The following is a 20782-nucleotide window of genomic DNA, read 5'->3' on the forward strand; positions in this document are numbered from 1 at the left end:
ATGTTTTATTTTTTAAATATTCTTATAATATTTCGTTGATTCTTGATTTCAAATCCTTTATATGAACTTCTAAAAGAGAAAAGTATGCATGTTTTTATGAAGAAAATAGAGGCTTGTCAAAGGTTAGGTAGAACGGAATCTGCGACGTTTGGATACTGTATAAAATTCACAAAATCTCAGTGTTTTTTAGATGAAAAAAACTTAAAATATTTTTTGTTTTTATAAAAATCTGTACTTTTTCGTAACATTCTGTACTTTTAATTATAAATTAAAGACAAGGTTTTCTTAGTTGAATAGTGAAAGCGCTTTATAGATTTTTCGCGAAGTTTTTACCTAGCCTATTTTTGAGATTAGTAGTGAGAAAGGAGATATTTCCATGTTCTTGAGACAATTAACAAAAAAACACTTAACCACTATTGATTATTATGATTTAAATCACCGGTAAACGAAACAAACATAATAGTACAACAATGTTAGTGGATAAAAATATTAGTTTGCAGAAAGGGGTAGAGCATCCGTTTGTATAAGCGTTAAGTACTTCAAAATTTCAGTTTTACGGTTACATGTTGTGATGTTTGCTTAAACAGGCCAATCCGATTAATATAGAAAATTTTTATCCTTGTTGTATTTGAATATAAAAGAGGTATTTATACCAGGAAATATAGGTGATTTTATATAGATTATGATATACAAAATTTGGCATGGAGTGATGATATGGAAAGGCTTTTTTTAGACTTAGTCGGATCAACAAATGATTTTTTATGGTCTAAATTGTTAATTATTATGCTTGTTATTTGCGGAATTTATTTTACATTTAAATTGAATTTTGTACAGTTTCGAATGTTAAAAGAGATGGTCCGTGTATTAATGGAGGGGAAAAGTGGTTCTAAAGATCAAATCTCTCCTTTTCAAGCGTTTTGTATTGGTATGGCAGCCCGCGTTGGAACAGGGAATATCACAGGAATTGCGATTGCAATTGCATTAGGTGGTCCTGGAGCTGTATTTTGGATGTGGATTATTTCTATTATTAGCTCAGCATCCAGTTTTGTCGAAAGCACATTAGCACAGATATATAAAGTAAAAGATAAAACTGGTTTCCGTGGTGGTCCATCCTATTATATGGAAAAAGGGTTGAATAAACGTTGGATGGGAGTATTATTCTCTATTTTAATCACAATTACTTTTGGTCTTGTATTCAATTCAGTACAATCAAATACAGTTACAATTGCTTTTCAAAACTCATTTGGTACAGATCGTCTAACAGTTGGGATAATCATGGCCATTGCTTTCGCTGCGATTATTTTTGGTGGTGTACAACGTATTGCAAAGATGGCTGAATACAAGGTGGTATTTTTAGCGGTATTATACATTGGAGTTGCATTATTTGTTGTAGTTACCAACATATCAAAAATGCCGGAAGTTCTTTCTCTTATTGTTCAAAATGCATTTGGTTTTAAACAAATAGCAGGCGGTTCAATTGGTGCAGCACTTATGAATGGAGTTAAACGCGGTTTATTCTCAAATGAAGCTGGTATGGGAAGTGCACCAAACGTTGCCGCAACAGCAACAACAAGTCATCCGGTGAAACAAGGACTGATTCAAGCATTTGGTGTATTAACGGATACACTGATCATTTGTACTAGCACTGCCTTTATTATTTTGCTGTCTGATGCATATAAACAACCGGGGTTAAATGGTATTGCACTTACACAAGCAGCATTAAGTGAACACATCGGTTCTTGGGCATCGGGTTGTCTTGCTATCTTTGTTTTTTTATTTGGATTTGGTGCGTTAATTGGCAACTATTATTATGGTGAAACAAACATTCGCTTCTTACATACAAGTAAAGTGTGGTTAATGATATACAGAATAAGTGTGTTGGCTATGATTGTATTTGGTTCTGTTGCAAAGATTCAAATTGTATGGGATTTAGCGGACTTATTTATGGGCTTTATGGTTATTATTAATTTAATTGCTATTACCTTACTTTCAAAAGTAGCATTTGCGGCGTTACAAGATTATATAAACCAGAAAAAAGCTGGTAAAGATCCTATTTTTTATAAAGAAAACATTAAAGGGCTTGAAAATATTGAATGTTGGGATAGTTATGAGAAAACTTCAAAAAAGAAAAGTGTGTAATAAGAAGGATATTCAGACTGCAATATGTCTGAATATTTTTCTTGGTTCTAGTGCAAATAGTATTGATTATAGTAAAGAAAAAATCATTCTATATAAAGTTAATAGTACGGGGGAATATGATTAAATGATAAAGGAATCTAGCGTTCAAGTTGAGGGGCAAGAAAAAGTTTGCTTAGATCAATGGGTAGCTCATTATCGAGCGTATGCAGCTAAGGGACGAAGCGCCAGTTATATTCCCGCTCTGGGGGAAATAAATGTATCGCAGTTAGGTATTTGTATAGTAAAGCCAGATGGAACAATGATAAAATCAGGAGATTGGGAGATACCTTTCACATTACAAAGTATATCAAAAGTAATCGGTTTTATAGCCGCTTGTTTAAGTCGTGGTATTTCTTATGTATTAGAACGAGTTGACGTAGAGCCAACTGGAGATGCCTTTAATTCAATTATTCGTTTAGAGATACATAAACCAGGAAAACCTTTTAATCCTATGATCAATGCTGGAGCGATTACGATAGCTTCACTTTTGCCAGGGACATCGGTGCAAGAAAAATTAGAATCTCTATACGTATTAATTGAAAAAATGATAGAGAAGCGTCCCGCTATTAATGAAATAGTATTTCAATCAGAATGGGAAACCGCTCATCGTAATAGAGCATTAGCATACTATTTAAAGGAGAATGGTTTTCTAGAATCAGATGTGGAGGAGACACTAGAGGTTTACTTAAAACAATGTTCGATTGAAATAAATACTGAAGATATTGCCTTAATAGGGCTTATACTAGCACATGATGGATATCATCCTATTCGCAAAGAACAAGTGCTCCCTAAAGAAGTAGCTAGGTTAACAAAAGCTTTAATGCTTACTTGTGGAATGTACAACGCTTCTGGAAAATTTGCTGCTTTCATTGGATTACCAGCTAAGAGTGGGGTATCCGGCGGAATTATGACACTTGTTCCCTCAAAATCTAGGAAGGATTTATCGTTCCAAGATGGATGTGGTATTGGTATTTACGGACCGGCCATTGATGAATATGGGAATAGTTTACCAGGAATTATGTTGTTAGAACATATTGCAAAAGAATGGGATTTAAGTATATTTTAAAAAGGAGCACAGATATTTTGGTGTAAGAACGATTCCAAAAGTGTTCAGACCTTATATTGTGTCTGAACATTTTTGAGTTATAAAGTATCTTTCTAAAGTAGAAGGGTGTAATGAATACTCACAATCTATAATACTTTCGTTTATATCTTATTTATCAGTTTTTGAAAAAAATAGAGTAAGTATTGTATTAATGCAAATAGGTTTGTATACTGACTGTTAGGCGAAAGTGAGAAGTGATTATTTTGAATCTTAGTAATTTAGTAAAAAAAGACATCTATATTCTCGTTTTAATGATACTTACAGTACCCTTAGTAGGTGAAATAAAGTCATTTCCTTTAAATGAAACATTTAGAATGAGCTTTGGTGCACCAACATTTTTCTTTTTTTTGTTATTGTTTCGAAGAATTCCAGCATTTTTACCGGGTTTTTTAACAGCGATAGTCGTTGTAGTATTTCGTATCTCAATGGATGTCATTATAAAGGGAAATATGGATTGGCTAGCCGCTTTTCATACTCACTATCCTAGTTTTTTCTTTTATTTTACTTATTCGTATCTCTTTCATTTAGCAAAAATTAAACGTTTTTATCATCAACCACTAATGATTGGTTTTATTGGTTGCATGATTGAAATACTGTCAGACTGTGTGGAATTAATGATTCAATATTTCGTATTAAAAACATCAATCACATCCGAGGCAATAAATGAGATCATTGTTATCGCATGTTCCCATAGTTTTATAGTTCTAAGCTTTTTCAATATGATGAAATTGTATGAAGCGCAATCAAGGGAGAGACACATAAAGAAACAAAATGAACACATGCTCATGCTCATCTCTAATTTATATGAAGATGCTGTTCATTTAAAAAAAACATTACAAGATGCTGAGAATATAACAAAAAAATCCTATGATTTATATAAAACCTTAGACTCTTTTGAGCACAAACAGATGGATTTTCAGTTTGGGGATTTAAGGCAACAGGCATTACAAATTGCTGGTGAGGTCCATGACGTTAAAAAGGATAACCAACGTATTTTTGCGGGGCTTTCAAAACTAATTTCTGATGAAAGTTTTACAGATTATATGTCTGTACATGAACTAGTAAATATCATTATACGGGCAAATACGAAATATGCACGGTTGCTAGAGAAAGACATCCAATTTGTGTATAAAATTGATGGTGTGCATCCTCATTATCATATTTACACAATCTTATCTATTATAAATAATATCGTTACAAACGCTGTAGAAGCTATCCAAGGTATGGGAACCATCACAATTGACATTAATAAAGACCACCATTTTGTTGAATTTCAAATAGGCGATAATGGTCCTGGTATTTCTTCAAAATATAAAGATTCAATTTTTGAGCCTGGGTTTACTTCTAAATATGATGATTTAGGCAATCCATCGACAGGTATCGGATTATCGTATGTTAAAGAAATGGTCGAACAACTTGAAGGTGATGTTACGCTTGAGGACAGAACCGAAGGAAAAGGATCAATTTTTATAATTAGATTAGGGATTGATCATATAATTTCGAAAGGGTGATTCTATGTATTTTTATATAGTAGATGATGAAAAAGCGGTTCGCTCAATGTTGGCTCAAATTATCGAGGATGAAGATCTTGGGGAGGTTATAGGTGAAGCTGAGGATGGTTTATCTTTAGAGCAACAAATGCTAATCCTTAAAAATATAGACATTTTATTTATCGATTTGTTAATGCCGATTCAAGATGGAATAAAAACAATCCGTCAAATAAACCCTTCGTTTAAAGGGAAAATCATCATGGTCTCTCAAGTAGAATCAAAAGAATTAATTGCTGAAGCTTATTCGCTTGGTGTTGAATACTATATTATTAAGCCAATTAACCGGATTGAAGTATTAACAGTTGTTCGGAAAGTTATTGAACGAATTCGTTTGGAAAAATCAATAAAAAACATTCAAGAATCGCTTAATATGGTACTAAAATTGGATAGTAATTCAAGTGCGCAAGAAAAATACCGTAATGAAAAACATTTAAATACTTTTAATCATTTTCAAAATTCCATTCATTTTCTTTTGTCTGAATTAGGAATAGCCAGTGAAAGTGGAAGTAAAGATTTAATGGATATGCTAGATTATTTATATAAATATGAACAAGATAACACGTTGGAACAAGGCTTTCCCTCACTAAAAGAGATTTTTATGAATTTGGCTCAAAAAAAACTTGGGGATTCAGCTGAAGATGCCGAATTAAAAAGGTTCATAGAAGCTTCCAAACAACGGATTCGGAGAGCAATTTATCAATCATTAAACCATTTAGCATCCCTTGGACTTACTGATTTTTTAAACCCGAAGTTCGAAAATTATGCTTCTAGATTTTTTGATTTTACTACCGTAAGGAGAAAGATGACAGAATTGAATAATGAACCAACATTACCTGCTCGTATTGATACGAAAAAATTTATTCAAGTTCTTTATTTTGAAGCAAAACGAATACACTTGGAGTTAAGATGATAAACTCTTGCTAAGTATTATTTTCAATTGATAGATTGATAATAGTTTTTCTTTTTATTCTCCTTTATTTCATATTAGTTTTAAAATCAGAAAATTCCGTATCGATTTGGTAGAAGTGTATGAACTTAGAACAAAAGAATATGTATTTTTTATTTTTTTAAACATTAATATTCATTAAAAAAAACGAGTATTTTCACAATAAAATATAAATACATAGTAAGTTGAATTTAAAAAAAGATGCTATCTTCTAGCATCTTTTTTTCTTTAAGAGGAAATATCATTGATCCTTATATTATTTGAAATTCAAATGCGGGCATATAAATAACGGAAAAGGAGATAATATTTAACAAATTATAATTGGAAATGGTATTTTAAGTCAGAAATGTTTTTATACTAATTAGGTTATTGGTACTAAACAAGCATAATGTCTCGCTTTTCTGCTCTTTAATCTTATCGTTATTTTTTATTAAGTACATATCGTTTTTTAGAAATCTCAATCCTAGCAGAGTATATAAATTGGGTGATAAAAATGTGGAACATAATTACTTCTTATCTTCCAGATTGGAAAGTCTTTGTACAAGCTTTTATCTTGTTTTTAATTCCGTATACTATCTCAAGAGTTTTTCATTGGGTTCGTATGTCAGAGAAAGAGTGGGAAGAATGAGTTGGTGGAAGTCAAGAGACAAACAAGTGAAAAAAAATAATATTCAAAGTAAAACGAAACAAGAGCATAAACCTTCTCAAAATGCAATCGTTCATTTCACAAATGATTTTGCCTCTAACTTAGAACTTATAAAGCAACAAATCGGACATAATTCTGATGTTCGCTTTCGGAAGTTTAATATTGGACGCACAGATATTCAGGCTGGGATCGTTTTTGTTGATGGCCTATCAGATAAAGAGATAATTGACAAACATATTATGAAATTACTAATGGATGATTTTTCTGATGAATATAAAAATGAATCTTCTTATGTGGAGGGGACTGTTTCAAAAGAATATATTAAAAATAAAGTTCTTACAATTAGTGAAGTAGCAGAAGTCCATTACATAAAAGATTTAATACCCAAAGTATTGATAGGTTCAACAGCTCTTTTAATTGATGGTTTAGCAGATGTGTTTATTCTTGGTACAACAAAAGCAAATAAACGAAACATTGAAGAACCAGTATCGGAGGCATTAGTCAGAGGGCCACGGGTCGGTTTTACTGAAGTATTAAGTGATAATACCTCACTTTTGCGACGACATTGTGCGGATGAGAGTTTATCATTAGTAAAGCTACCAGTAGGAGAACGTGCAAAGAAAGAGTTAGTTGTCGCATTTATTAGAGATCTTGCTAGTACAGAATTGGTGGATGAAGTAAAAAACAGAATTCAGAAAATTGACATAGACAGTGTACTCGAATCTGGTTATATAGAGCAACTCATTGAAGATAATTATCTAAGTCCTTTTCCACAGATTCAAAATACAGAACGACCTGATCGTGTTATTAGTGCTTTAATGGAAGGTCGAGTAGCTATTTTGTTAGATGGAACACCATTTGTTTTAATTGCTCCAGTTACATTTAGTATGCTGCTGCAATCACCAGAAGATTATTATGAAAGGTGGCTTCCTGGTACGCTTCTCCGCTTATTACGCTTCATGACAGCTTTTGTTTCATTATTTGCTCCAGCACTGTATATTTCTTTTATTTCATTTCATCCAGGATTAATTCCCACTAAGCTCGCTATTTCTATTATCGGATCGCGAGAAGGAGTTCCTTTTCCCGCTTTAATAGAAGCGTTAATTATGGAAGTAGCTATCGAAGTTTTGCGAGAAGCAGGTTTACGTCTGCCTAAACCAATTGGACCTGCAATGGGAATTGTGGGCGGTTTAATAATTGGTCAGGCTGCCGTAGAAGCAGGAATTGTTAGTCCAATAATGGTTATCGTTGTTGCGGTAACAGCTATTTCTTCTTTTACTATTCCACAATATAGTGTAGGAATTACGTTACGCATTCTTCGTTTTGTAGCTATGTTTTGTGCTGCGATATTTGGTTTGTATGGAGTTATTCTCTTCTTTCTTTTACTTTGCAGTCATTTAGTGAAACTGAAAAGTTTTGGCGTTCCTTATACCAGTCCTGCTGTTCCATATCGATTCAGTGACTGGAAAGATTTTATGGTTCGCATGCCATTAAAAATAATGAGACGTCGACCAAAAATAATGCATACCAAAAAAAATATCCGCAAAAGGTAGCTGATGACGAAAGGAAGTGGCCTTCAGTGATTACTAAACTTAAAGACCGAATAACAACTTCACAGGCAGTTGTTATTATTGTAAATTACATACTTGGGACAGGAATTCTCACTCTGCCTAGAGCATCTGTGGAAAAAGTGAAAACACCAGATGTATGGATAAGTGTGATATTAGGTGGAATACTGGCAATGGTTTCAGGAGTAATTATGGTCAAATTAAGTCAGCAGTTTCCAGAAAAAACATTTTACCAATACAGTCAAGATATTGTAGGGAAATGGATAGGCAGGTTGCTTAGTTTTCTTATTATAGGGTATTTTCTTACAACTTCAGCATTTCAAATTCGTTCAATGGCAGAAGTAATAAGCTTTTTTTTGCTCGAAGGAACCCCCACATGGGCTATTGTTATGCCTTTTATGTGGATAGGTCTCTATTTGATTATGAGTGGTATTAATTCAATTGCACGGATGTTTGAAATAATATTTCCTATTACTGTTTTTATTTTTTTAATCATTTCCTTTATGAGCATCGGAATATTCGAGATAGATAATCTCCGTCCCGTATTAGGTTTGGGAATTAAACCAGTATTAGATGGGATAAAAACAACGTCTCTCGCATATACAGGTCCTGAAATTATGTTAATTCTTTTGGTATTTATGGAACAACGAAATAAAGCAGTAAAAGCTATTTTAGTTGGAATTTCTATTCCGTTAATCTTTTATGTAATAACTGTTGTAATGGTCATTGGTGCATTATCAATTGATGGGGTTGTAACAAGAACATGGCCGACAATTGACCTTATGCGCAGTTTTGAAATTTCTGGATTGATATTTGAACGTTTTGAATCTTTACTGCTTGTAATATGGATTATGCAAATATTTGCTACCTATACGATTAGTTATTATGCAGCTGCATTAGGATTAGCGCAACTCTTTAAAAAGAGTATTCATCCGTTTATTTTTGCTTTGATTCCAATCATTTACATCATTGCTATGACTTCGAAAAATATAAATGACTTGCTTAAATTGGGGGATATGCTCGGTAATGCTGCTTTATTTTTATTTGGTTTACTGCCACTGCTTCTTCTTATTATTACGCGATTAAAAGGAGGAGTAGTGTGAAAAATAAATTTAATTATATGCGGTTCTATTTTGCTTTGTTATGGACGCTTTTGCTTCTATTTTTAACAGGATGTTGGAGCAGTAAAGAAGTAGAAGAGTTGAGTTTAACTGCAGGTATAGCACTAGATAAAGGGAAGGATTCAACAATTGAGAAAGAGGATGAGGAAGGAGGTTATCCTAAAAGAAATCTTATAACAGCTACTTATCAAATTGTTAGTTCGCAAGCACAAAGTAAAGGAAATGGACAACAAAAACGTTATATTAATGTTTCTGAGACAGGTGATTCCATTCATCAAATTGTTCGTGAGTTTTCATTGAAAAGAGAGAGCACAATGTTCAGCCCACATTTAAAAAACATTGTTATTAGTGATAGTCTTGTACGTACATACAGTTTAGAACAATTACTTGAACAGTATCTCCGTGACAATGAAGTTCGGCTTAGCTGTATGCTCTTAATTAGCAAGGGGCTAGCGAAGGAGGTACTGGAATCAAACAAAAAAGGAGAAATTCCAGCATTTCGTTTGTCTGGAATTGCAGATAATAGAAATAGAACAACAAGGATTTTACCTCCTGTATCGCTCGCTAAATTGGAAGGAAAGATGCGGTCAGGGTCCAGTTTTCTTTTGCAAAATGTAATCTCGATAAAAGGGGAAACAAAATTTGCAGGAGCTGCTGTAATTAAAGGGAAGACAAAAAAGTTGATGGGCTTTTTAAATGAACAGGAATTGGAAGGAGTAGTATGGATAAACGGAAAAAGGAATGGTGGTGTGGTAAAAACTTTTGATAAAGAATCAAAGAAACTCATTATATACGAAATAAAGTCAATAAAAAGCAAAATCATACCACATGTTAACGGAAATAATATTTCCTTTGATGTAAACATTGAATCAGTAGGGCGTTTGTCTGAAAATTGGATGCAATCAGGAAAAGATTTTGAAAATGAATTTTTAAAAAAGGAAGAAAAAGCTATTGAAAAAGAAGTAAAGCACTTAGTACATCATGTTACAAAAAAAATACAAAAAGAATATCAAGTCGATATTGCGGGTTTTGGCAACCAATTAAGAATTAAACACCCGAGAACATGGGAGAAAGTCAAAAAAGATTGGGATCAAACATTTAGTAAAGTACCGATTAAATATCATATAAATGTAACTATACAAGATTATGGAGCGTCAAGTTTAAAACGATGAGATACCTTAATTGAAATTATATTTGAATCAAAACAAAAAGTTATAAAAGTTTTAATTTGAAAATTTTTGTAACTTTTTGTTTTTTTATGTCCTTCTTATTATAGATTAAAGAAATGATTTTATCCCGCTATTTGCAGGGCAGTAAGACTCACACCTCAAAATTCAGCGAAAGCAAAGAAGTTATTAGAGGTATATGTAAGCTCTATATAGGAAGGAGAATTTTGAAATTCTATTGATAAACCAAGTAATTGTAATAGCCCTTATTTAGAATAATAATTTCAAAATCAATAAAATTTAGAGTAGAAGGAGCAAGAGCAAATTATTATGAATAAACAAATAGGTTTTATCGGATGTGGAAACATGGGTATTGCTATGATAGGTAGGATGATTAAAAAAAATATAGTTTCTCCAGATCAAATAATTTGTTCAGATTTAAATGTCATTAATTTAAAAAATGCTAGTAATGAATATGGCATAACTATAACTACTAACAACAATGAAGTCGCTAACAGCGCTGACATTTTAATTTTATCAATCAAACCAGATTTATACTCATCGGTAATTAACCAAATAAAAGATCAAATAAAAAATGATGTAATCGTTGTAACTATTGCTGCAGGAAAAAGTATTAAGAGCACTGAGAATGAATTTGGTAGAAAGTTGAAAGTTGTTAGAGTAATGCCTAATACACCGGCACTTGTTGGAGAAGGAATGTCTGCGTTATGTTTTAATGAAATGGTTACAGAAAAAGATATAAAAGAGGTACTGAACATATTTAATATTTTCGGCCAGACGGAGGTCATAAATGAAAAACTAATGGATGTTGTTACATCTATTAGTGGTTCTTCTCCAGCATATGTGTATATGTTTATAGAAGCCATGGCAGATGCTGCTGTACTTGGCGGTATGCCGAGAAAACAAGCTTATAAATTTGCGGCTCAGGCTGTATTAGGTTCTGCAAAAATGGTATTGGAAACAGGAATACATCCAGGTGAATTGAAGGATATGGTTTGTTCTCCAGGTGGAACGACGATAGAAGCTGTAGTAACGCTAGAAGAAAAAGGTTTAAGAACAGCTATCATTTCAGCTATGAAACGTTGTACGCAAAAATCTATGGAAATGTCTAGTTTAACTAGTAAGTGAGAAGCGAATTTATATAATATTTCAAATCTATTTAATGTAAAAGAAATATTATGAGGCTAGTTAATAACTAAGTAAATTTATATACAACACTAACGAGAAGAACAAACCTTATTTTAAAGGGGATACAGAAAATATGAGTAATTTACTAAAAAAGAAATCCGTTACACAATTGTTAGAGCATAATCAAAGCAAGACTTTAACGAAAACATTAGGAGCATTTGATTTAATTATGTTAGGGGTAGGCTCGATAGTTGGAACGGGTGTTCTTGTGTTAACTGGATTAGTAGCAGCAAGAAATGCTGGTCCAGCAGTTGTTTTTTCATTTATACTTGCGGCAATTATATGTGGATTTATAGCATTATGTTACGCGGAAATTGCTTCTACACTCCCGGCGTCTGGTAGTGTATATACGTACTCATATGCAACAATTGGTGAGTTTGTTGCTCATCTAGTAGGTTGGTCATTGCTGTTAATATATATCGTGGCAACAGCGGCTGTCGCTGCTGGATGGACAGGCTATTTCCACAATTTAATAAAGGGATTTGGATTAGAGATACCTAAAGCTCTAGTAACGATTCCTTCGCATGGTGGTATTGTGAATCTACCAGCGGTAATCATTACATTGATATTAGCATGGATGTTATCCCGTGGTACGAGGGAAAGTAAACGAATCAATAATACAATGGTATCGATTAAAATTGGAATGATTTTGTTGTTTATTACGGTTGGTATATTCTATGTAAAACCAATGAACTGGATACCAATTGCACCATACGGTTTAAGTGGAGTCTTTACGGGTGGAGCAGCTATTTTATTCGCTTTTACGGGTTTTGATATATTAGCAACTTCAGCAGAAGAAGTAAAAGACCCGAAACGTAATCTTCCGATCGGTATTATTGCATCATTAATCATATGTACAATTATTTATGTTATGGTATGCCTTGTTATGACAGGAATGGTTTCCTATAAAGAATTAAATGTCCCTGAGGCAATGGCTTATGTAATGGAAGTTGTAGGACAAGGAAAAGTCGCTGGTGCAATTGCTGCAGGTGCTGTAATTGGCCTTATGGCTGTTATTTTTTCCAATATGTATGCGGCAACACGAGTATTCTTTGCAATGAGTCGTGATGGATTGTTACCGAAATCATTTGCGAAAGTTAATAAGAAAACTGGAGCACCCACTTTTATAACTGGATTGGCAGGAATTGGGAGCTCTATAATAGCTGGGTTTATTGATTTGAAAGAATTAGTTAATTTAGTTAATATCGGTAGTTTGGTGACGTTTGCGTTAGTTTGTCTATCAGTTATTATCCTTCGTAAATCACACCCAAATTTAAAACGTGGATTTATGGTACCTTTTGTACCTGTATTACCATGCGTTGCAATTGTATGCTGTGTGTTTTTAATGCTAAATTTACCGTTAAGGACATGGGTGTACTTTAGTATTTGGATTACTATTGGGGTAGTAATATATTTCCTTTATTCGATAAAACACAGTAATTTAAATGAGGAAACGATCTCGAAATTACATGATAAAATTGCGAGATAATAACGATCGAAAATTTTATTAATAATCATATTGATAGTTGAGTAACATAGAAACAGTTTTTTGACATTTAGCAAGAGATAAAATAAGAGATGCTAGGGCAGCTAAGTACTTTTTTAGAAACCTTGCTTGTTTTTTACGATTTAAAACCGCTAAGGAGAGAGAAGTATGAGTGAATTGCATTTTATGAGTATAGAAGAATTGGATAATAAATTGAAAAAATCTGATAGTGGTATTTATGTCATTAAAGATTATAATGACAATATTATTTATGTAGGCAAGGCTTTTAGTATAAAAAGTAGAGTATTAGCTCATTTTAATAGTTATTCCAATATTAAGGAATATGTACATTTATTTAATAAAGTAGCGTATCTCATTGAAGATAGTTTGTTAAAACGCTCATTGTTACAAGTTACTTATATGATTAAATATAAACCAGTATTAAACAAAGAAGTCCAAAAAGAATTCCCAGAGTTATATACTCAATACATTAAGCAAACAAATAAAAAATCCATGTTGTTAGAAATTAATGAAGCTAAAGAAAAAAGGGATGAGTTAAAGAATAGATTAGTAAAATTAGTAGGCGGAAAAACTATGTTTTATGACATAATTTCTCTGTTAAACAATGGATATAACTATCATGTTCTCGCAAAAGTATTGAGCATAGAGCTTCAAACTTTAATTATAATGAAAGAACACCGAAATAAATTCCCGATACCACATAATTATAAGAGGACAATAAAGCATCAAGATATAATGTATGCTTTATCTGGAAAAAAGAATTAAGTACTTCAAGCTTAAACACTTAACTTTAAAGTACTTAATTCGTTGCTTTTGTAGCTTTTATTGTTATATTGAATGCAATGTACATTTGTGTTTCAAATTTAATTGGTGGAATAAGGGGAGGGAAAGGGTTCCCATAAAAATACTAGAAGAAATTAGGTTACTCATACGTAAATAGCATAATTAGGCACATGTTATTTATAAATATTCAAAGATACGAAAGTAATACAAATGAAATTCTTATTTCTGCTACTACAAGTACTATTGAGCAAATGAAGTATGAAATTGCTTTTGAACTAAGAGTCACACTGGGACCTGATACATCACATCATCTGCAAATGGTTCGAATCGGTGGAGAGATTACAAAACGCTTAGTTTGAATGGCTGAAAAACAGTTAACAGGTCAATACAGATTACACTAAGAAAATAATCCGTATATATACGGATTATTTTTCCTTTAATTTACAAAAAAATAAATTTCGAAATTGAAAAAACCTCTCAGATTCCTTTGTAATAATCTTTTTTAGTTGTGTTAATGACATAGGTATCGAAAGGTGATAAATTCGATACGAACGATGTATAAGCCCTTAAAAGGGTTTTGATGTTATTTGTAATTTTAATTCCATAATACTTAAGCCGATATAATAAAATGTTTTATGTCTAAATCGATATAAAGGAATAGTTTTTAAGTGATATTTCTTTTTTATAGAATAAGCAAAACCTGATATTGTAGTAATTATTGATTTGAGGGCAATTTACTGTGCACCTTGGTTATTGAAGTTTTTTGTTGATTAACAACTATTGTATTTGGAAATTATTAATAAGTTTATCTCGCTATTTGCCGGGCAGTAAGACCCCACCTCAAAATTCAGCGGAAGCAAAGAAGTTAGGTGGGAGTCTTACTGCCCGTAAAAGCCCGATTGGTGTGGGCTAATAATCAGTGGGGGATGAACAAAACCCCCACTGATTAAAGTTTCACTTTATGTGATGTGGTAATAAAACTATCTAGTTTGCTATTCTTAGTATTTGTAAAGTCTCTATATTTTTTCCTCTTTTGTGGAAAGTAAAACTAATGTTACGACCAGTAATATAGTGTCATTTTTTGAATATTCCATTCGTTTTTTATTTTTATTTTTAGTTGATGAAAAGACCTTTCTCTCAATTAAATGTTTAATTGAGCACTTGAATTTCCTCCACCTTGTACTTTTCAAAACATAGTGTTTCAAAAATAGCCGTATCGCTTTCATCTTTTTCCGATTTCACGACTTCTTTATTATCTTTTTCTAAAATTTGGAGCAAAATAGTTTTTCAGTTTCATATTTAAATTAGCAGTATTTATTTTTTGAATTCAATTTGTATAAATGATTGAATTGGAACTTTGACTGTTGTTTCTTGCGGTGGTACAGTATCTCCTGTTACTTTCGCTTTATTTTAAATCTTTTTCCAGCTTGGTCCTCGCATTGACTACCACTGTATTTTGTAGTACTTCACTGTTTTCTCAAGTTCAATAATTATATCTTGTAGAATTAAGAAAAGAACTTAGCTTATTTCGTTTACTTATCTACTCTGATATTTAGATGCTAACTACAATTAAATAATATATGATTTTTATAAAAAAGATATAGTAATATTTTGTTGTGAATTGTACTAATTTGATATTTTATAGTATTATTTGTCGTGAATTATATATAACAGAATATATTTTATGGATCTATAAAGGAGAATGTAATGAATACTTCTATCGATATACAACACTTATGTGATCTTGCACATAAAGCATTTAATGCCCCTGTACATATTTTATCTGCAGACAGAAAAATTTTATATCATTCTACATCTGATAATGTTTGTAGTCCTTTTTATTCTTCAAAAGAAGAACATCTTACTGATATTTATCAAGAAAACGATCCCTTTAACTTGCCACTTTTCCGAAGTAACAACTATCTTGAAAATTTTGTTCTAATTCATATAGAAAATCATGATGATATTAAAGGGACTATTATAATCGGTCCTACTATACATCCAAAAGATTCAGATGATATGATCATAAAATTTCAGAAAGAATTTAAATCAAATGATAACATTCAAGAAAGACTTGCCTATTATCAGTGTTTATCTGAGATTAAAAAAACTACATTAATTGATATGGGAATTTTATTACATTACATGATTTTCAATGAAAAGTTAGATGTAGATATTGTCTTGGAAAAAAATAAAGTACTAGAGGAAGTTCCTAATAAAATTGTGAAACCGGATTTATATATTTTAAAACGCCGACAAAACAAACCTAAAACGCACAATATGGCATTAGTAAATGATTTCTTTTCGACTATTAAAGAAGGAAATAAAAAAAAGTTAATACAGTATATGTATGCGGTTTCACAAGAAGATGTTGAACTTATGCTAATAGAGGATCCGCTCAGGAATCAAAAAAACCTTGGAATTATTGCGATTACCTTAGCCACTCGATATGCAATAGAAGGAAACCTGCCACCAGATATTGCTTTTGCTCATAGTATTTTATATATACAAACCCTGGAACAATTAGATAATGTAGAATCTGTAAAGCGATTGTCAGGGGATGCTTTACGTACCTTTGCAGATCGTGTGAAAGAATACAATGCAAAAAAGTATTCTTACGCGGTTACTACATGTATAAAACATATTAATAAAAATGTTTACGATGGAATATCTCTGAATGAACTTGCTAATCATTTAGAAATTACGCCTACTTATCTGTCTAAACTATTTAAAAAAGAAATGGGAATTACTTTAAGCGAATATATTCAAAGGGAACGAGTGGAAGAAGCAAAGAAATTATTAACACTCACTACTTATTCGTTATCAGATATCTGTGCTTGGCTTAACTTTAATGACCAAAGTTATTTTATAAGAGTTTTCAAAAAAATCACTAGTATGACTCCTAGGCAGTACCGTGAAAAATATACAGTAATATAAGCTTGTTATCTACTGTCTCCAATGTAAAGACTTAAACATGGGTGTAAGTATCCCAAAAGATGAAAATACTGAACTTATTACGCTAGAAAGAGTTTGTGATTTGTCTAGAAAAAGAACTTGTATTCAAATAGACGTATGAGATTAACCTGATATTATCTTGTTAGCGGAACAGTTTCAATTTTTATAACAATCATGTGCTGAATTTATAGGTATAGTTTTATTTTAGATAAACACTAGTCTGACGTCAGCTCAAACAAATAGCTCTTGAAGATTTAATAAACACATATGTGAGCAAAAGCTCAATGGAAATCTTTGTACCATATTGTTAATTTGAAAAAATACACTAACCGTTATTTTGCTAAAGGAAATAAAAATACAGAAGGCTGCAAAGTGTTCCAAGGAAGTTTTGCAGCTTTTTTGTGATTTAAAACCTATGTTTATAACGATGATAAGTTTATAGACTAATATCTTCATATTAGATATTTATTAATGTTTATATTAGGATATCTCGTGAAAAAAATCAATAATATAACATATATTACTAAATATATCTACATTTTATGCAATTATACATAACTAAATAAAGGTAAAAAAGTATAAAAAAACCTATTATATTATTCTATAAGTATTTTTTCTAAAATAAAATTTCTTGGTTGAACTAAAATAGTTATTTTTAACCGTATACACATTAATTTGTAATCATTACAATTACAGAAATGAAATTTACAAATAACTATATTTATATAATTTTTTTCGGTTCATATTTTTATTTAGCAGTAAATTATCGAGCATAATCGACAAAATTTTTCTATTTACGCATTAAAAATTTAATGTTTTAATGAACAACATAACTGGTATGACCAGACAGAAAGGAGAAGGTTACGCTAATAGGAATTATAGTGAAGTTATAAGTAACATTATGTTGGGAATATTTTTCTGAATAGTCTTTTTGTTTATGAGAGGTCAAGAATCAAATTGGTAATAAACTTGTTCTAAGTTTCTGCATAACAAAAGTGAAGTTATTCCGCAATAAAAGTATAAGCAATGTACAGTATAATTTCACCTTTTGTTGTCTAGTAAGGAGTTTGCTGACAAAACTAAGAGGGATATTATCAAATTGAAATTAAACAATGTTATGACAAGATTAACTGTAAGCATTGGTTTATTGATCCTCACGATTCTGTAAGTTAAACCGCAACTTTAGGAAAGAATTAATAATTTACTACTCATAGGGTGCCTGATTCAAATATAGTTAATAAATTTTTGTTATTTATATTTTAAAAAATAGAGTATCGAAATGAGAGATAAATAAAATCCTTACATCCTATTAGAAGTAAAAAACAACGATATTAACGTATCTGAAAGATTTCTCCTTCTTCTCCAGTTTACAAAGAGAGCGGTCGTACAAGTTATATGAATTAAGTTATAAAAACAATGGTAAAGGAGTGTACGGAATGAAAACTAAAATAATGACAGGATTTTTAATAACATCCATTGTAACTGGAGCAACTATTCCTATCAATACTCTCGCAACACCAATCGTTCAAGCAGAAACTCAACAAGAAAACATGGATATTTCTTCATCATTACGAAAATTAGGTGCGCAATCTAAATTAATCCAAACGTATATTGATCAATCTTTAATGAGTCCTAATGTACAGCTAGAGGAAGTCCCAGCTTTAAATACCAATCAATTCCTAATCAAACAAGATATGAAGGAATGGTCATCGGAACTCTATCCACAGTTAATTCTATTAAATTCAAAAAGTAAAGGATTTGTAACAAAATTTAATAGTTATTACCCGACATTAAAATCGTTTGTAGACAATAAAGAAGATAGAGAAGGGTTTTCGGATAGACTTGAAGTACTTCAAGAAATGGCTATGACGAATCAAGAAAATGCGCAACGACAAATCAATGAATTAACAGATCTTAAATTACAGCTTGATAAAAAATTAAAAGATTTTGATACTAATGTGGCAACTGCGCAAGGCATACTAAGTACAGATGGAACAGGAAAAATAGATCAGTTAAAAAATGAAATATTAAATACCAAAAAAGCAATTCAAAATGATTTACAGCAAATTGCATTAATACCAGGGGCTTTAAATGAACAGGGATTTGCTATATTCAAAGAAGTTTATAGTCTTTCAAAAGAAATTATTGAACCAGCTGCTCAAGCAGGGGTGGCAGCGTATAACAAAGGAAAAGAAATTAACAACTCTATTCTAGAAGCGGAGAAAAAAGCGGCGCAAGAAGCGACAGAACAAGGTAAAACTGCTCTAGAGATTGAATCAGCAAAAAAAGCAGCTCGTGAAGCAATTGAGAAAAGCAAACAAGGTGAAATAGCAGCCGCAGCCGCAGCAAAAACACAAGAGTATGACCTGATGAAGGTCATTGATACCGAAAAGATTAAGAAAACATTTGGTGTTTTTGCTGAAGTAAATAAATTAACAGCAGAACAGCGAGCATATTTAGATGATTTAGAGAAACAAAATCAAAAAATATATGATTTAACAACGAAACTATCAATAGCTGATTTACAAAAATCAATGCTTCTTCTTACACAAAATGATTTGCATACGTTTGCAAATCAAGTAGATGTAGAACTGGATCTACTAAAGCGCTATAAAGAAGATTTAAATCTAATAAAAAATAGCATTACAAAATTATCTACTAATGTTGATACAACTAACGAGCAGTCTCAAAAAGATACATTAAGACAATTAAAAAATGTAATAAGTTACCTTGAAGAACAAGTATATAAATTTTAATATTGCGTTTTTGGGGAATTCATAAAGATTATAAGCATTTAGCGAAAGAAGGAGAATAGTCATGAAAAAATTTCCATTCAAAGTACTAACTTTAGCTACATTAGCAACTGTTATAACTGCTACTACCGGTAACACTATTCATGCATTTGCACAAGAAACGACCGCTCAAGAACAAAAAGTAGGCAATTATGCATTAGGACCCGAAGGACTGAAGAAAGCATTGGCTGAAACAGGGTCTCATATTCTAGTAATGGATTTATATGCAAAAACAATGATTAAGCAACCAAATGTAAATTTATCTAATATCGATTTAGGGTCAGAGGGGGGAGAGTTGCTCAAAAATATTCACCTTAATCAAGAGCTGTCACGAATCAATGCGAATTACTGGTTAGATACAGCGAAGCCACAGATTCAAAAAACTGCTCGTAATATTGTAAATTACGATGAACAATTTCAAAATTATTACGACACATTAGTAGAAACTGTACAAAAGAAAGATAAGGCAGGTCTAAAAGAGGGTATAAATGATTTAATTACTACAATCAATACAAATTCAAAAGAAGTTACAGATGTGATTAAGATGCTACAAGACTTCAAAGGAAAACTATATCAAAATTCTACAGATTTTAAAAATAATGTTGGTGGTCCAGATGGGAAAGGTGGATTAACTGCAATATTAGCAGGTCAACAGGCAACGATTCCACAACTTCAAGCTGAAATTGAGCAACTTCGTTCTACTCAGAAAAAACATTTTGATGATGTATTAGCATGGTCAATTGGTGGTGGATTGGGAGCAGCTATTTTAGTTATTGCAGCTATTGGAGGAGCGGTAGTTATTGTTGTAACTGGCGGTACAGCAACACCGGCTGTTGTTGGTGGACTCTCGGCTCTTGGTGCAGCTGGTATCGGTCTAGGAACTGCGGCTGGTGTCACAGCATCTAAGCATATGGACTCCTATAATGAAATTTCTAACAAAATCGGAGAATTAAGTATGAAAGCAGATCGTGCTAATCAAGCAGTTCTTTCACTTACTAACGCGAAAGAAACATTGGCATATTTATATCAGACTGTAGATCAAGCGATATTGTCTCTAACAAATATTCAAAAGCAATGGAATACAATGGGCGCAAATTATACAGATTTACTGGATAATATCGATTCTATGCAAGACCACAAATTCTCTTTAATACCAGATGATTTAAAAGCCGCTAAAGAAAGTTGGAATGATATTCATAAAGATGCAGAATTCATTTCAAAAGATATTGCTTTTAAACAGGAGTAGAACTGAAATT

Annotated in this window: 15 protein-coding genes; 14 read left to right on the forward strand and 1 reads right to left on the reverse strand. The window is 31.9% G+C overall.

All coding sequences use genetic code 11. The features are described from left to right. Positions 1-714 precede the first annotated feature (714 nt). From ATL10_RS06360 to ATL10_RS06415, 11 genes are all read left to right on the forward strand, one after another. Entirely contained in the window at positions 715-2139 is a 1425-nt protein-coding gene (locus tag ATL10_RS06360; protein ID WP_090976616.1) for an alanine/glycine:cation symporter family protein, read from the forward strand. A 124-nt stretch (positions 2140-2263) separates the two neighbouring features. Further along, the gene (gene glsA / locus ATL10_RS06365; protein ID WP_000588988.1) at positions 2264-3244 is read left to right on the forward strand and encodes a glutaminase GlsA; all 981 of its coding nucleotides are present in this window, start codon (positions 2264-2266) and stop codon (positions 3242-3244) included. Between the two features lie 233 nt (positions 3245-3477). Then, entirely contained in the window at positions 3478-4794 is a 1317-nt protein-coding gene (locus tag ATL10_RS06370) for a sensor histidine kinase (RefSeq protein ID WP_000584793.1), read from the forward strand. 4 nt (positions 4795-4798) lie between these two features. Next, entirely contained in the window at positions 4799-5743 is a 945-nt protein-coding gene (locus ATL10_RS06375; RefSeq protein WP_000274080.1) for a response regulator, read from the forward strand. 660 nt (positions 5744-6403) lie between these two features. After that, the gene (locus ATL10_RS06385; RefSeq protein ID WP_000119223.1) at positions 6404-7978 is read left to right on the forward strand and encodes a spore germination protein; all 1575 of its coding nucleotides are present in this window, start codon (positions 6404-6406) and stop codon (positions 7976-7978) included. A 26-nt stretch (positions 7979-8004) separates the two neighbouring features. Beyond that, positions 8005-9096 carry a spore germination protein gene (locus ATL10_RS06390; protein WP_000628928.1) on the forward strand — a complete coding sequence of 364 codons (1092 nt, stop codon included), beginning with the start codon at positions 8005-8007 and terminating at the stop codon, positions 9094-9096. Then, complete coding sequence (locus ATL10_RS06395; RefSeq protein ID WP_000790793.1) at positions 9093-10286, forward strand: Ger(x)C family spore germination protein; 1194 nt, start codon at positions 9093-9095, stop codon at positions 10284-10286. Before ATL10_RS06390 ends, ATL10_RS06395 begins: the two co-directional genes overlap by 4 nt. 324 nt (positions 10287-10610) lie before the next feature. Further along, positions 10611-11429 (forward strand): pyrroline-5-carboxylate reductase, encoded by an 819-nt coding sequence (gene proC / locus ATL10_RS06400; protein ID WP_001041313.1) that lies wholly within the window; start codon positions 10611-10613, stop codon positions 11427-11429. 133 nt (positions 11430-11562) lie between these two features. After that, on the forward strand, positions 11563-12978 hold the full coding sequence (locus ATL10_RS06405) for an amino acid permease (RefSeq protein ID WP_000067460.1): 1416 nt from the start codon (positions 11563-11565) through the stop codon (positions 12976-12978). Between the two features lie 165 nt (positions 12979-13143). After that, positions 13144-13761 carry a GIY-YIG nuclease family protein gene (locus tag ATL10_RS06410; protein WP_110496604.1) on the forward strand — a complete coding sequence of 206 codons (618 nt, stop codon included), beginning with the start codon at positions 13144-13146 and terminating at the stop codon, positions 13759-13761. Positions 13762-13949: 188 nt separating this feature from the next. Further along, positions 13950-14138: an alpha/beta-type small acid-soluble spore protein gene (locus tag ATL10_RS06415; protein WP_000897404.1), complete on the forward strand. Its 189-nt coding sequence runs from the start codon at positions 13950-13952 to the stop codon at positions 14136-14138. Between the two features lie 790 nt (positions 14139-14928). Here ATL10_RS06415 and ATL10_RS06420 read toward each other — a convergent pair. Beyond that, complete coding sequence (locus ATL10_RS06420; RefSeq protein ID WP_071714849.1) at positions 14929-15057, reverse strand: peptidase; 129 nt, start codon at positions 15055-15057, stop codon at positions 14929-14931. 429 nt (positions 15058-15486) lie between these two features. Here ATL10_RS06420 and ATL10_RS06430 point away from each other — a divergent pair, with 429 nt between their 5' ends. The 3 genes from ATL10_RS06430 (at position 15487) to hblD (ending at position 20772) form a co-directional block, all read left to right on the forward strand. Further along, positions 15487-16716 (forward strand): helix-turn-helix domain-containing protein, encoded by a 1230-nt coding sequence (locus ATL10_RS06430; protein ID WP_001097913.1) that lies wholly within the window; start codon positions 15487-15489, stop codon positions 16714-16716. Between the two features lie 1454 nt (positions 16717-18170). Next, complete coding sequence (gene hblC, locus ATL10_RS06435) at positions 18171-19490, forward strand: hemolytic enterotoxin HBL lytic component L2 (RefSeq protein ID WP_000850229.1); 1320 nt, start codon at positions 18171-18173, stop codon at positions 19488-19490. A 61-nt stretch (positions 19491-19551) separates the two neighbouring features. Next, positions 19552-20772, forward strand: coding sequence for a hemolytic enterotoxin HBL lytic component L1 (hblD, locus tag ATL10_RS06440; RefSeq protein ID WP_000714435.1), 1221 nt, complete (start codon positions 19552-19554; stop codon positions 20770-20772). Positions 20773-20782 lie beyond the last annotated feature (10 nt).

Source organism: Bacillus sp. 196mf, from assembly GCF_003217275.1.
GTDB classification, from domain to species: domain Bacteria; phylum Bacillota; class Bacilli; order Bacillales; family Bacillaceae_G; genus Bacillus_A; species Bacillus_A thuringiensis_S.